The following is a 13476-nucleotide window of genomic DNA, read 5'->3' on the forward strand; positions in this document are numbered from 1 at the left end:
CCGCCCCGGGGAACCCCGGGGCGGGGCAGCCCCGGCCGCCCCCCCCCCCCGCCGGCGGGGGGGGGCTCCCGGCGGCGGGCGCCCCCCCGCCCCCCCCCGGGGGGGGGCGGCGGCGGACCGCCGGGGTGCGCGGCTAGCGCGCGGTCACTGCGGGGTGACGTAGGCGCCGGAGATGCCGCCGTCGACGAGGAAGGTGTTGGCGGTCATGAAGGAGGAGTCGTCGGAGGCGAGGAAGGCCACCGCGGCGGCGATCTCCTCGGGCTCGGCGAAGCGGCCCAGCGGGATGTGGACCAGGCGGCGGGCGGCGCGCTCCGGGTCCTTGGCGAAGAGCTCCTGGAGCAGCGGGGTGTTGACCGGGCCGGGGCACAGCGCGTTGACGCGGATGCCCTCGCGGGCGAACTGCACGCCCAGTTCGCGGGACATGGCCAGCACGCCGCCCTTGGAGGCGCTGTAGGAGATCTGGGAGGTGGCCGCGCCCATCACCGCGACGAACGAGGCGGTGTTGATGATCGAGCCCTTGCCCTGGCGCTGCATGTGCGGGATCGCGTACTTGCAGCACAGGTAGACGCTGGTGAGGTTGACCTCCTGGACGCGCTTCCAGGCCTCCAGGCCGGTGGTGAGGATGGAGTCGTCGTCCGGCGGGGAGATGCCCGCGTTGTTGAAGGCGATGTCGAGGCGGCCGTACTCGTCGACGGCGCGCTGGAAGAGGTCGCGCACCGCGGCCTCGTCGGTGACGTCGGCCTGGATGAACAGGCCGCCGACCTCGGCGGCGGCCTTGGCGCCGCTCTCGGGGTCGAGGTCGACGCAGACCACCTTCGCGCCCTCGGCGGCGAAGCGGCGGGCGGTCGCCAGGCCGATGCCGCTGCCGGCGCCGGTGATGACGGCCACGCGGCCGTCGAGTCGCTGGGTCATGGTGATCATTCCTCCGTGGAGATGAAGACGTTCTTGGTCTGGGTGAAGGCGTCGAGGGCGTCCGGGCCGAGCTCGCGGCCGAGTCCGGACTGTTTGAAGCCGCCGAAGGGCGTGGTGTAGCGCACCGAGGAGTGCGAGTTGACGGAGAGGTTGCCGGCCTCGACGCCGCGCGAGACGCGCAGGGCGCGGCCGAGGTCCCTGGTCCAGATGGAGCCGGAGAGGCCGTACTCGGTGGCGTTGGCGATGCGCAGGGCGTCCTGTTCGTCGCGGAACGGGACGACGGTGACGACCGGGCCGAAGATCTCCTCGGTGAAGGCGGGGTCGTCGTGGCGCACGGGGGCGAGGACGGTCGGCGGGTACCAGAAGCCGGGCCCGTCGGGGGCGCTGCCGCGGAAGGCGACGGCGGCGGTGTCCGGGACGTAGGAGGCGACCCGGGCGCGGTGGGCGGCCGAGATCAGCGGGCCCATCTCGGTCTTCTCGTCGGCCGGGTCGCCGACCCGCACGCCGCGCACGGCCGGTTCCAGCAGCGCCATGAAGTCGTCGAAGGCGCCGGCCTCGACGAGGATCCGGGAGCGGGCGCAGCAGTCCTGGCCGGCGTTGTCGAAGACGGCGTAGGGCGCGGTCGCGGCGGCCTTGGCGAGGTCGGCGTCGGCGAAGACGATGTTGGCGCTCTTGCCGCCGAGTTCGAGGGTGACGGGCTTCACCTGGTCGGCGCAGCCGGCCATGATCTCCTTGCCGACCCGGGTGGAGCCGGTGAAGACGACCTTGCGCACGTCGGGGTGGGTGACGAAGCGCCGCCCGACGACCGGGCCGCGGCCGGGCAGGACCTGGAGCACGCCCTCGGGGATCCCGGCCTCCAGGGCGAGTTCGGCCAGCCGCAGCGCGGTGAGCGGGGTGAGCTCGGCCGGTTTGACGATGACGGTGTTGCCGGCGGCGAGCGCCGGGGCGAGGGCCCAGGCGGCGATCGGCATCGGGAAGTTCCAGGGCACGATGACGCCGACGATGCCGATGGGTTCCTGGAAGGTGACGTCGATGCCGCCGGCGACGGGGATCTGCCGGCCGAACAGCCGCTCGGGGGCGGCGGCGTAGTACTCGATGACGTCGCGGGCGTTGCCGGCCTCCCAGCGGGCGTTGCCGATGGTGTGGCCGGCGTTGGCGACCTCCAGGGCGGCGAGGTGGTCGCGGTCCGCGTCGACGGCGGCGGCGAAGGCGCGCAGCAGGCGGGCGCGGTCGGCGGGGGCGACGTGGCGCCAGGTGTCGAAGGCGGCACGGGCACGGGCGACGGCGGCGTCGGTCTCGGCGGTACCGGCGAGTTCGAGGGTGGTGATCACCTCCTCGGTGGCGGGGTTGACGACCTCGTAGAGGTCCGGTTCGGTCATCGGGCGGTCTCCCTCTGGCTGGCGGTGACGAAGGCGTGGAACAGGCGCGGGTCGTCGGGGTCGGTCTCCGGGTGCCACTGGACGCCCAGGGCGAAGCGGTGACCGGTGAGTTCGAGGGCCTCGACGGTGCCGTCGGCGGCGTGGGCGGTGGCCTGGAGGCCGGTGCCGATCCGGTCGACGGCCTGGTGGTGGTAGCAGGAGACCTCGGCGGCGGGCCCGAGGGCAGTCGCGAGCCGGCTGCCGTCGACGACGTCGACCCGGTGGCGGACGAAGCGGGCGGGGACGATCTGGTGGGTGTCCTCGGGCAGGTGCTGGTGCAGGGTGCCGCCGAGTTCGACGTTGAGCAGCTGCATGCCGCGGCAGACGCCGAGGAGTGGGAGGTCGCGGGCGAGGGCGGCGTGCAGCAGTCGGCTCTCCCAGTCGTCGCGGGCGTGGTGGGGCGGGCCGGTGCGCGGGTGGGGGGCGGCCGCGTAGCGGGCCGGGTCGAGGTCCGGTCCACCGGCCAGGACGAGGCCGTCGAGGGCGTCGACCAGGTCGCCGGCCGCGCCGGGTTGGGGCGGCAGCAGGACGGGGGTGCCGCCGGCGCGGGTGACGGCGTCGACGTACGTCTGCGGCAGGAGGGCGGCGGGCTGGTTCCAGACGGACCAGGCGGCGGTGTCCTGGTAGCTGCTGATGCCGATGAGGGGTCGCCGGCGCTCGTCGGTGAGAGTGGCGCCGGTGCGGGTCGGGGCGGTGGGGGTCGCGCCGGTGGTGGTCACAGCCGCTCGAATCCGCGGCGCCGCTCCCAGTCGGTCACCGCCCTTTGGTAGGAGGCGAGTTCGGTGCGTCCGGCGTGGGTGTAGTGCCGGACGACGTCCTCGCCGAAGGCCCGGGCGGCGACGGTGCTGTGGGCGAAGGCGTCGACGGCGTCGCGCAGGGTGTCGGGCACCCGGGGCGCGTCGGAGGTGTAGGCGTTGCCGGTGAACTCCGCTGGGAGTTCGAGCTGTTGCTCGACGCCGTGCAGTCCGGCGGCGATCAGGGCGGCGACCGCGAGGTAGGGGTTGACGTCGCCGCCGGGGACGCGGTTCTCGAAGCGCAGCGAGGGGCCGTGGCCGACGACGCGCAGGGCGCAGGTGCGGTTGTCGCGGCCCCAGGCGATGGCGGTGGGGGCGAAGCTGCCGGGGACGTAGCGCTTGTAGGAGTTGACGGTGGGGGCGAACAGCAGGGCGAAGTCGGCGAGGCAGGCGAGCTGGCCGGCGAGGAAGTGCTCCATGGTGCGGGAGAAGCCGTACGGGCGGTCGCCGGCGAACACCGGGGTGCCCTGTTCGTCGCGCAGGCTGAGGTGGATGTGGCAGGAGTTGCCCTCGCGTTCGTCGTACTTGGCCATGAACGTGAGGCTGCAGCCCTCCTGGGCGGCGATCTCCTTGGCGCCGGTCTTGTAGACGGTGTGGTTGTCGCAGGTGGTGAGGGCGTCGGCGTACTTGAAGGCGATCTCGTGCTGGCCGAGGTTGCACTCGCCCTTGGCGGACTCGACGGTCAGTCCGGCGCCGGCCATGCCGTTGCGCAGGCGGCGCAGCAGGGGTTCGATGCGGCCGGTGCCGAGGATGGAGTAGTCGACGTTGTACTGGTTGGCCGGGGTGAGCTTGGTGTAGTCCTTGTCCCAGGCCTGTTCGTAGCTGTCGCGGAAGACGATGAACTCCAGCTCGGTGGCGGCCTGGGCCTGCCAGCCGTGGTCGGCCAGGCGGTCGAGCTGGCGGCGGAGGACCTGGCGCGGGGAGACGGCGACCGGGGTGCCGTCGTGGTGGACGACGTCGCACTGGACCATGGCGGTGGCGGGGTGCCAGGGGACGGTCCGCAGGGTGGTGGGGTCGGGGCGCAGGGTGAGGTCGCCGTAGCCGTTCTCCCAGGAGGAGACCTCGTAGCCGTCGACGGTGTTCATGTCGACGTCGACGGCCAGCAGGTAGCCGCAGCCCTCGGCGGCGCCGGGCACGACGTCGTCCAGGAAGTACTGGGCGGCGACGCGTTTGCCCTGGAGGCGCCCCTGCATGTCGGTCATGGCGAGGACGACGGTGTCGACGGACCCGTCGGCGACGCGGGCGCGCAGCTCGTCGAGGGTGAGCCGGGGGGTGGTCATCGGTGCTCCGGTTCGGTGTCGGGGGCGGCGGGCGCGGAGGGGGCTGCGGGGGCCGTGGCGGCGGGCGGGGTGTCGGGGGCGGTGCCGAGGTGCGGGCCGGTGAACCAGTGCCGGGCGGAGGCCAGCCACCAGACGCCGGCGAAGCCGGTGACGACGGCCACGGCGACCGGGGTGTAGTTGAAGCTCTCGGCCGTGATCGGGCTGGCGGTGGGCAGCATGAACAGGACGGTGATCACGGCCGTCCAGGCGACGGCGACGACGCCGATCGGCCGGCTCCAGCGGCCCAGGTGCCAGGGGCCGCGCGGGAAGGCCTCGCCCTGGCGCAGCCGCAGGTACACCGGGATGACGTAGGAGATGTAGAGGCCGATGACGGAGATGGAGGTCACGGCGGTGTAGGCGGTGTTGTTCCAGAGCGCGGGCAGTCCGAGCAGCAGGGCGCCGCCGGTGGCCAGCCAGACCGCGTTGGTGGGGGTCCGGGTGCGCGGGGAGATGCGGTGCCAGAGGCGGGAGCCGGGCAGTGCGCCGTCGCGGGAGAAGGCGTAGATCATGCGGGAGTTGGCGGTGACGGAGGCCATGCCGCAGAAGAACTGGGCGCCGATGACGATGAGCAGCAGGACCTGGGCGCCGCCGGAGCCGATCGCGTCGATGAAGATCTGGGCGGGCGGGACCTGGGTGGTGCTGTCGAGCGCGCCGTCGTAGTCGCGGATGGCGAAGGTGATGCCGAGCAGCAGGATCCAGCCCGCCACCAGGGAGACGGTGATGGCGTTGACGATGCCGCGCGGGCCGGAGCGGGCGGCGTCCCGGGTCTCCTCGGTCATGTGGGCGGAGGCGTCGTAGCCGGTGAGGGTGTACTGGGCCATCAGCAGGCCGAGCATCGCGACGTAGAACTGGTTGTGGAAGCCGGTGCGGTTGACGAACTCGGTGAAGACGGTGGAGGCGGAGGCGTGCCGGTCGGGGAGCAGGGCGAGGGCGCCGACGATGAGCGCGACGCCGGCCAGGTGCCACCAGACGGAGACGCTGTTGAGGACGGCGACCAGGCGTACCCCGAGGGTGTTGAGCAGGCCGTGGGCGAGCAGGATGACCGCGAAGATCTCCATGGTGTGCGCGGGGGTGGCGGCGAGGCCGAAGCGCAGTTCGAGGAAGGCGTTGGTGAAGAAGGCGGCGCCGTAGTCGACGCCGGCGGTGACCGCGACCTGGCCGAGGAAGTTGAACCAGCCGGTGAACCAGCTCCAGGCCGGGCCGTTGCCGCGGTGGCGGGTGAGCTTGGCGGACCAGTAGTAGAGGCCGCCGGCCGTGGGGTAGCTGGAGCAGATCTCGGCCATCGCGAGGCCCACGCAGAGCGTCAGCAGGCCGACCACCGGCCAGCCCCAGATGATCAGGGCCGGGCCGCCGGTCCTCATCCCCGTCCCGTAGAGGGTGAGGCAGCCGGAGAGGATGGAGACGATGGAGAAGGAGACGGCGAAGTTGGAGAAGCCCGACATCGAGCGGGCCAGTTCCTGGGTGTAGCCGAGTTCGCGGAGGCGTTGTTCGTCGGCGGAGACGGGGGTCGGGTCCGCCGGTGCCGCGACGGGGCCGGGGTGGTCGGGTGAGCGTGCGTCGGTCATGGGCACCCCTGGGGGTTGAGGGTGTGCCGGGATGCACGCGGCCACGACGGCGTGGCGCACCCGCCCCGGCGGGTTCGACGGTCTGACGGCTCGTCAATGGTCTGGAGTCGGACCATTGGGTGGGTGAGCAGCATCGTTCCGGCTGGACGGTGGCCGCGTCAAGGGTGGGACGGGCACGGGGGCGGGAGATCCGTTCGCAGGTACGATTCCCGGCGTGGACGTGGACGTGACGCGCGAGCAGGCACGGCTCGACTGGGAGACCGGGGCGATCTTCCGCCCGGTCCGGACCGGCAACGCCTTCGAGGAGACCGTCGAGCGGCTGCTCCAGGCGATCAAGCTGGGCGTCTTCGGCCACGGCGACCGGCTGCCCGCCGAGCGCGACCTCGCCGCCCGGCTCGGCGTCAGCCGCGAGACCCTGCGCGAGGCGCTGCGCACGCTCCGGCAGGCCGACTGCGTCGAGCCCCGCCGCGGCCGCTACGGCGGGACCTTCGTCACCTACCGGATGCCCGAACCGGACGTCGCCGACCTGCGCCGGGCCGCCCAGGACCTCGGCGGCGCGCTGGAGGACGCGCTGACCTACCGGCAGGTGCTGGAGGTCGGCGCCGCCGAGGCCGCCGCCCGGCGCTCCCTCTCCCCCGGGCAGCGCGCCCACCTGGAGGACCGGCTGGCCGAGCTGGACGCGGCCCCCGCCGAGCAGTACCGCCGGTTGGACTCGCGCTTCCACCTCGCCATCGGCGAGCTCACCGGCTCCCCCGCCCTCGCCGCGGCCATCGCCGGGGCCCGGATGCGCCTCAACGACCTGCTGAACGCGATCCCGATGCTGGAGCGCAACATCGAGCACGCCGCCGAGCAGCACCGGGCGATGGTGCGGGCGATCCTCGACGGGGACGGCGACGGGGCCCGGCGCGCCACCGAGGAGCACCTCGCCGCGACGGCCTCGCTGCTGCGGGCCTTCCTGGCCTGACACCGCCGGGGCCTCCGCCGCCGGGCCGTCCCTCGCCGGCCCCTGCCGTCCCCCGCGGTTCCCCGCCGTCCGCCGGTGTGTCCGAGCGGGCGGGCATACTGACGCCGTGCCGATCGCCGACGAACCCCACCCGTCCCCCTTCCCCGAGCCGGAACCCGGGCCCGGGCCGGAGCCCGCGGCGCGGGACCGGGGGACGCCCGACCCGTTCGAGGGGCTCGTCCTGGACGAGCGGTTCGTCCGGGACGCCACCGTCCAGGAGCCGACCGCCCGGACCAGGATGCTCACCGCGCGGTGGCGGGAGCAGCCGCCGGTGGACCCGGGCGGGCGCCGCTGGACCCCCGGGGCGGCCGCCGGCCCGGCCCGCTCCGGGTGGACCCGGCCCGGACGCCGGCGCACCGTGCTGATCGCGGCCGCCGCGTTCACGGCGCTGCTGGCCGTCGCGGTCGGGACGGACCCGTACGGCCTGCTGCGCGGGGGCGGCCCGATGGCGCGCCACCCGCTGGCCGTGCCCGCCTCGCCCCGGCCGGCCGCGGACGTCGCGCTGCCCGGCGGCGGGGTCTCCGACGGCACCCGGTGCGGCAGCAAGGGCTTCCACCACTTCGCGCCGGCGCCCGGCTCCTTCACCTTCGACCACCGGTCGGAGTCGGACGCCCTGACACCGGGGCCGCAACTCGTCCTCACCTCCTACGGGTTCTCGCGGGGTTCGGCGACGGACCCCGGGCACTTCACCCTCGGCCTGGGGTTCGCCCCGGGCCCCGGCGGCCGCTCCCTGGACCTGTCCGCACCGCTCGGCCCGCAGGGCGTGGCGGTGGAGATCGAGGGCCCGGACGGCCTGGTCGGCGGTGCCCGCGGCCTGCCGCCCGCACCCGACGGCGACGCCCCGTCCGGCCCGGGCGGCACCGTCCACGTCGGGCCCGAGGGCGGCGCCGAGGTCCAGGTGACCCTCCCCGTCGAGGCGCTGTGCCCGGGCTTCGACGGCTTCGCCGTCCAGCAGCGCCTGTCCCCGCCGACCGACGCGAACAACACCGTCGTCGGCCAGCCGCCCTACCGGCTCACGGTCTCCGTCTCCGACCCGGCGATCGGCGCGCTGCGGCGCGGCACGGGCTCGACGGTGCCGGGCGACGTGCTGGCGACCGACAACCGGGCACCCCGCTGACCGGACGGCCCGGCGGACTGGGACGGGGTCAGGCGGCGGCGTCAGCCCGTGACGGCGGCGCCGCGCTCGTGGGCGTCGATCAGCTCGTCCCAGTGCTCCGTCGCCCAGCGGCACGCGGCGTCCAGCGGCTCCAGCAGGCCGCGGCCCAGCGGTGTCAGCGCGTACTCCACCCGCCGTTTCGGGTCGGCGTGCACCGTGCGGGACACGAAGCCGCGCCGCTCCAGTCCGCGCAGCGAGTGGGTGAGCACCTTCGGGGTGATCCGGCCCAGTGGTACGCGGAGTTCGGAGAACCTGCGCGGGCCGCCCTCCAGGCAGCGCAGGACCATGGGCGCCCAGGTGTCACCGAAACGGAAGGGCAGCAGCGAGGACGGGCACAGCTCGTCGAAGAAGTCCGCGGGCAGCGGCGGCCGTTGCGCCGGCTGTGTCATCGGGGGCTCCCGTCGCCGTTCTCGGTATCCAGGTTCGGTATCCAGGTGGTGACCGACCCTCCGGATACCTTCCCGAGCATCGGCACGGCGGGAGGTATTCCGGCACCGGACGGAAACCGTCGTCCCGACCCGTGAGGGAAAGGCAGGACAGCATGCGCGCAGCCCGCTTCCACGCGTACGGCGGAGCGGAGAACCTGGTGGTCGAGCAGGTGCCCGACCCCCGCCCCGGGCCCGGCGAGATCCGGGTCCGCGTCGCCGCGGCCGGCGTCAACCCCATCGACTGGAAGCTGCGCGCCGGCGCCCTGCGCGCGCTGATCCCCGTGGAGCTGCCCGCCGTTCCCGGACGCGACGCCGTCGGCACCGTCGACGCCGTCGGGGACGGGGTGCGGGGCGTGGGCATCGGCGACCGGGTCTTCGGGCTGGGCGGTGTCACCGGCGCGAGCGCGGAGCTGGCCGTCCTCTCGGCCTGGGCCCACGCCCCCGAGGCGTGGACCGACGCGCAGGCCGCGGGCGCCGGCCTCGCGTCCGTGACCGCGCTGCGCGGCCTGGCCGCGCTCGGCCCGCTCGCGGGGCGCACCCTGCTCGTCGAGGGCGCCGCCGGAGGGGTGGGCAGCGCGGCGGTCGAGATCGCCGTGGCCCGGGGCGCCACCGTGATCGGGACGGCCGGCGAGCGCAACCGCGACTTCCTCGCCTCCCTCGGCGCCGTTCCCACCACCTACGGCCCGGGCCTCGCCCAGCGCCTCTCCGCCCTCGCCCCGCGCGGCGTCGACGTCGTGCTCGACACCGCGGCCTCCGGGTCCCTGGACGACCTCGTCGCGATCACGGGCGACCCGACGCGCGTCGCCACGGTCGCCGACCACACGAGGGGGCAGCGCCTGGGCACCCACGTCGTCAACGCCGAGAACGACTCCGCCCTCCTGTCCGCCGCCGCGGACCTGGGCCGCCGGGGCCGCTACACCCCGCGCATCGAACGGACCTACCCCCTGGAGCGGATCGCCGACGCCCACACCCGCGCCGAACGCGGGCACACCCGCGGGAAGACCGTGATCCTGCTCTGAACCGGGCGAGCGGCGCCGGGCCGGGCGGATCAGGCCGGGCGGATCAGGTCGGGCGGACCAGGCGGCTCTCGTAGGCGAAGACCACCGCCTGGATCCGGTCGCGGAGTCCGAGCTTGTGCAGGACCCGCCCCAGGTGGGACTTCACGGTCGCCTCCGCGAGGTGGAGGGCGGCCGCGATCTCGGCGTTGGACAGCCCCCGGCCGACCTGCACGAGCACCTCGCGCTCGCGGGCGCTGAGCCGCTCCAGGCGCGCGTCGTGCTCGGGGCCGCGGCCGTCGGGCAGGTGCGGGCGCAGGCCGTCCAGCAGGCGGCGGGTGATCCGCGGGGAGAGCACCGCGTCGCCCGCGGCGACATCGCGGATCGCGGTGAGGAGTTCCTGGGGCCGGGCGTTCTTCAGCAGGAAGCCCGAGGCCCCGGCGTTCAGCCCGGCGAAGGCGTACGCGTCCAGGTCGAAGGTGGTGAGGATCAGCACCCGGCTGTGCGGGCAGTCCGTGACGACCTGCCGGGTGGCCTCGATCCCGTCGGTGCCGGGCATCCGGACGTCCATCAGGACGACGTCGGGGCGCAGTTGCCGGGCCAGGCGCACGGCCTGGGCGCCGTCCGCGGCCTCGCCGACCGCGGTCATGTCGGGCTGGGCGTCCAGGACGGTGGCGAAGGCCATCCGCAGCAGGGTCTCGTCGTCGGCGATCAGGATCCGGATCGTCATGCGCGGGCCGCCCCGGCGGCGTTGTCGAGGTGCAGGCGGGTGTGGACCTCCCAGCCGCGGGCCGGGAGCGGTCCGGCGCGCAGCGTCCCGCCGTAGGCGGCCGAGCGTTCGCGCATGCCGGGGATGCCGTGGCCGGGGGCGCCGTGGCCCGGGATGTCGTGACCCGGGGCGGTGGGGGCGGGGCGGGCCCGGCGCGGGCCGGTGTCGGTGACGTCCACGGTGACGTCCCGGGCCGAGCAGTGGATCCGGACCTCGGCGCGGGTGCCGGCGGGGGTGTGCCTGAGGGTGTTGGTCAGGGCCTCCTGCACCAGGCGGTAGACGGTGAGCTGGGCGGTGGCGGGCAGGTGGGCGTGGGCCCCGTGGACGTGCAGGCGGGTCGGCAGTCCGGCGGCGCGCATCTGGTCGGCGAGGGCGTCCAGTTGGGCGATGCCGGGCAGCGGGTGGCGCTCGGCGTCCGGTTCGTCGGTGCGCAGGACGCCGAGCGTGCGCCGCATGTCGGTCAGGGCCTGGCGGCCGGTCTCGCCGACCTGGAGCATGGCGGCGGCGGTCCGCTCCGGGGCCGAGTGCTGGGTGCAGACGGCGGCGTCGGTGAGCGCGACCATGACGGACAGGTTGTGGGTGACGATGTCGTGCATCTCCCGGGCGATGCGGGTGCGTTCCTCGGTGACGGCCAGCCGGGCCTGCTGCTCCTGCTCCCGTTCCAGGCGGGCGGCCCGTTCCTGCACGGCGGCGAGGTAGGCGCGCGTGGTGCGGGCGTTGAGGCCGAGGGCGGTGGCGGCGAGAACCGCCGCGGTGGCCGCGACGAAGGGGGTCGGGAAGGCGCCGGGCGTCGTCCAGCGCAGGCAGGCCAGCACGACGCCGGTCTGCACGACGGTCGCGGCGAGCAGCGCGGCGCGCCGGCCGGAGTGCGCGGCCACCGTGTAGAGGGCGATCAACAGGGCGATGTCCGCCGGGAGTTGGACGTCCGCCAGCCACTGGAGGAGGGCCGCGGCGGCCCCCGCGGCGAACACCGCGCGCGGGGCGCGGCGGCGCCACAGCAGGGGCAGCGCGAGGGCGGCGGTGAGGGCGGCGGCGGCCGGCAGTTCGTGCGGGGCGCGGGTGGTGAGGACGTTGAGGAGCAGAAGTGCCGCCGGCAGCGCGTCCCACGCCGCGGGCGGCAGCCACAGCGATACCTGCGGCCGCACCCGCTCCCTCGGCCGGTGGGCGTCGCCGGGGTGCGCGGCGGTCTCGGTCATCACGGGGTCCCTGTCGGTTCGGTGTCCTGGCGGCCCCGGGGCGGGACCGTCACCGCGGACGGGCGGACGGGCGGACAAACGGGCCGACGGACGAACGGGCGGACGGCCTCGGGCCGGCCCGGGCACGGGGCCTCGTGCGCCGCGCGCGCCGACCGGCGGGTTCCGCGGCCCTGTCACGGTAGGGCGCGGGCCCCGCGGCGCGCATGATCCCTCCGGCGGACGGCGCCGCGCCGGGGTACGACCGCAGGAGGAGTCCCGTTGCCTCCCCCGGTCGCAGCGCGGCCGCGGATCCGGGGCGCCCGCGTGCCACCGGGGTCGTACGGCGCCCGCCGCGGACAGCTCCCCCGGTGGCACCCGGCGGCGCCCCGGGGCCGATGTGCCGGCCCGGGCCCGGCGCCGAGCATGGCCGGGTGACCGAGATCATCGCGGGACCGCAGCTGTCCCCCCTGGAAATCCTCGCCCTGCTGGGCGCCGTCGCACTGGTGACGGCCCGCTGGCTTCCCCCCGCCCTGCGCCCGCGCGCCACCGTCGCGGCCGGGGCCCTGCTGGTGCCGTCGGTGGCCGTGCTGGCCGTGACGGGGCTGCGCTGGCAGCTGCTGCCGGTGGCGGCGGGCGCCGCCCTCGCCGCGCCGTTCGCCCTCGGCCCGCTGCTGCGGCGGCGCGCCGGCCGGCCGGCGCGGCGGGCCCGCTGGTGGCTGGCGCTGCCGGGGTCGGCGGCCTGTCTGGGCCTGATCGCCGCGGGGCCGGTGGCCGCCTGGGCCTTTCCGGTGCCCGTGTTCCCCGAGCCCTCGGGCCGCTTCGCGGTCGGCACCCGGGTGGTGCAGTGGAGCGACCCGCAGCGCCCGGAGACCTTCACCCCCGACCCGGACGACCGGCGCACGGTCGTGGTCCAGCTCTGGTACCCGGCGGACCGCAGCCCGGCGGGCACGCCGCGGGCCCGCTACCTCGGGCGCACGGAGCAGGAGGCGCGTACCGTCGCCGCGGCCCTGGCCGGCGGGGTCGGCCTGCCGGGCTTCCTGGTCGACGGCCTCCCGCGGGCCCGCACCCACGCGGTCGTCGGCGCCCCGGTGAGCGGCGGGGACGAGCGGTTCCCGGTCGTCCTGTTCTCCCCCGGGTCGGGCGGGGTGCGCACCCAGAACACCGCCTGGGCGGAGGAACTGGCCAGCCGGGGCTACCTGGTGGCCGCCCTCGACCACCCGTACGACAGCGCCGCCGTCGTTCTCGACGACGGCCGCACGATCCGCTCCGCGACCTCCTCCACCGGCGACCCCGAGCGGGACGAGGAGCTGGCGGCCGGCTGGACGGCGGTGCGCGCCGCCGATCTGCGCTTCGTCCTCACCCGGCTGGAGGACCTGGGGCGGGACGGGGGCCCCGACCCGCTGGCCGGACGCCTGGACACCGGCCGGGCCGCGGTGGCCGGCCACTCCATGGGCGGCGCGGCCGCCCTGCAGGCCGCCCGGCAGGACCCCCGGTTCCGCGCCGTCGTCGACCTGGACGGCTACCCCCACGGCCCGCTCTCCCCCGCCCTCACCCAGCCGGTGCTCGCCCTCACCCAGGCGATCACCCCGGCGAGCGACCCGCGCTACCTGCCCCGGCTCACCGCCGCCCTCGCGGCCGGCACCGCGCCGGGCTACCGGCTCACCGTCCCCGGCGCCGCCCACCTCACCTTCATGGACGGCCCGCTGTACCTGCCGCCGGTGCCCTCGATCGTCGGCTCCCTGGGCCGCACCGGGGGCCCGCGCCTCGTCGCCGCGACCACCCTCGCCTTCCTGGACTCCGTGCTGCGCGGCGCGCCCGGCGACCTGGCCGGCACCCTGTCCGCCCACGGCGACCTCACCGTCCACCGCCCGGGCGACCCCGGCTGACCGGCCGTCACGCCCCGGTCCGCCCGCCTCCGGTCGAACTCCCCGACCGGAGGCGG

The 13476-nt window shown here is 75.7% G+C and carries 12 protein-coding genes; 4 read left to right on the top strand and 8 right to left on the bottom strand.

Annotated elements, in window-relative coordinates; translation table 11 throughout:
- Window positions 1-144: 144 nt before the first annotated feature.
- The 5 genes from AB0O91_RS39130 to AB0O91_RS39150 are packed head-to-tail and all read right to left on the bottom strand — an operon-like array spanning window position 145 to window position 6008.
- A complete protein-coding gene (locus AB0O91_RS39130; RefSeq protein ID WP_363443616.1) occupies window positions 145-912 on the bottom strand; it encodes a 3-oxoacyl-ACP reductase in 768 nt (255 codons plus the stop codon).
- Window positions 913-917: 5 nt separating this feature from the next.
- On the bottom strand, window positions 918-2291 hold the full coding sequence (locus tag AB0O91_RS39135) for an aldehyde dehydrogenase family protein (protein ID WP_363443617.1): 1374 nt from the start codon (window positions 2289-2291) through the stop codon (window positions 918-920).
- A complete protein-coding gene (locus AB0O91_RS39140; RefSeq protein ID WP_363443619.1) occupies window positions 2288-3049 on the bottom strand; it encodes a gamma-glutamyl-gamma-aminobutyrate hydrolase family protein in 762 nt (253 codons plus the stop codon). The genes AB0O91_RS39135 and AB0O91_RS39140 overlap by 4 nt, the downstream gene beginning before the upstream one ends.
- The gene (locus AB0O91_RS39145; protein WP_363443621.1) at window positions 3046-4404 is read right to left on the bottom strand and encodes a glutamine synthetase family protein; all 1359 of its coding nucleotides are present in this window, start codon (window positions 4402-4404) and stop codon (window positions 3046-3048) included. Before AB0O91_RS39145 ends, AB0O91_RS39140 begins: the two co-directional genes overlap by 4 nt.
- Complete coding sequence (locus AB0O91_RS39150; protein ID WP_363443623.1) at window positions 4401-6008, bottom strand: amino acid permease; 1608 nt, start codon at window positions 6006-6008, stop codon at window positions 4401-4403. The genes AB0O91_RS39145 and AB0O91_RS39150 overlap by 4 nt, the downstream gene beginning before the upstream one ends.
- A gap of 214 nt (window positions 6009-6222) precedes the next feature.
- Here AB0O91_RS39150 and AB0O91_RS39155 point away from each other — a divergent pair, with 214 nt between their 5' ends.
- The gene (locus AB0O91_RS39155; RefSeq protein WP_363443625.1) at window positions 6223-6972 is read left to right on the top strand and encodes an FCD domain-containing protein; all 750 of its coding nucleotides are present in this window, start codon (window positions 6223-6225) and stop codon (window positions 6970-6972) included.
- Window positions 6973-7078: 106 nt separating this feature from the next.
- Window positions 7079-8128, top strand: coding sequence for a hypothetical protein (locus AB0O91_RS39160; protein WP_363443627.1), 1050 nt, complete (start codon window positions 7079-7081; stop codon window positions 8126-8128).
- Window positions 8129-8169: 41 nt separating this feature from the next.
- Here the strand turns inward: AB0O91_RS39160 and AB0O91_RS39165 are convergent, their stop codons facing one another.
- Window positions 8170-8556 (bottom strand): helix-turn-helix domain-containing protein, encoded by a 387-nt coding sequence (locus AB0O91_RS39165; protein WP_363443629.1) that lies wholly within the window; start codon window positions 8554-8556, stop codon window positions 8170-8172.
- 152 nt (window positions 8557-8708) lie between these two features.
- Here AB0O91_RS39165 and AB0O91_RS39170 point away from each other — a divergent pair, with 152 nt between their 5' ends.
- Window positions 8709-9614: an NADP-dependent oxidoreductase gene (locus tag AB0O91_RS39170; RefSeq protein WP_363443631.1), complete on the top strand. Its 906-nt coding sequence runs from the start codon at window positions 8709-8711 to the stop codon at window positions 9612-9614.
- 43 nt (window positions 9615-9657) lie between these two features.
- Here AB0O91_RS39170 and AB0O91_RS39175 read toward each other — a convergent pair whose 3' ends face one another.
- Entirely contained in the window at window positions 9658-10320 is a 663-nt protein-coding gene (locus AB0O91_RS39175) for a response regulator transcription factor (RefSeq protein ID WP_363443633.1), read from the bottom strand.
- Entirely contained in the window at window positions 10317-11555 is a 1239-nt protein-coding gene (locus tag AB0O91_RS39180; protein WP_363443635.1) for a histidine kinase, read from the bottom strand. Before AB0O91_RS39180 ends, AB0O91_RS39175 begins: the two co-directional genes overlap by 4 nt.
- Before the next feature lie 410 nt (window positions 11556-11965).
- Here AB0O91_RS39180 and AB0O91_RS39185 point away from each other — a divergent pair, with 410 nt between their 5' ends.
- Window positions 11966-13420: a hypothetical protein gene (locus AB0O91_RS39185; protein ID WP_363443637.1), complete on the top strand. Its 1455-nt coding sequence runs from the start codon at window positions 11966-11968 to the stop codon at window positions 13418-13420.
- Window positions 13421-13476: the final 56 nt, after the last annotated feature.

It is taken from the genome of Kitasatospora sp. NPDC089797, assembly GCF_040684795.1.
GTDB lineage: Bacteria > Actinomycetota > Actinomycetes > Streptomycetales > Streptomycetaceae > Kitasatospora.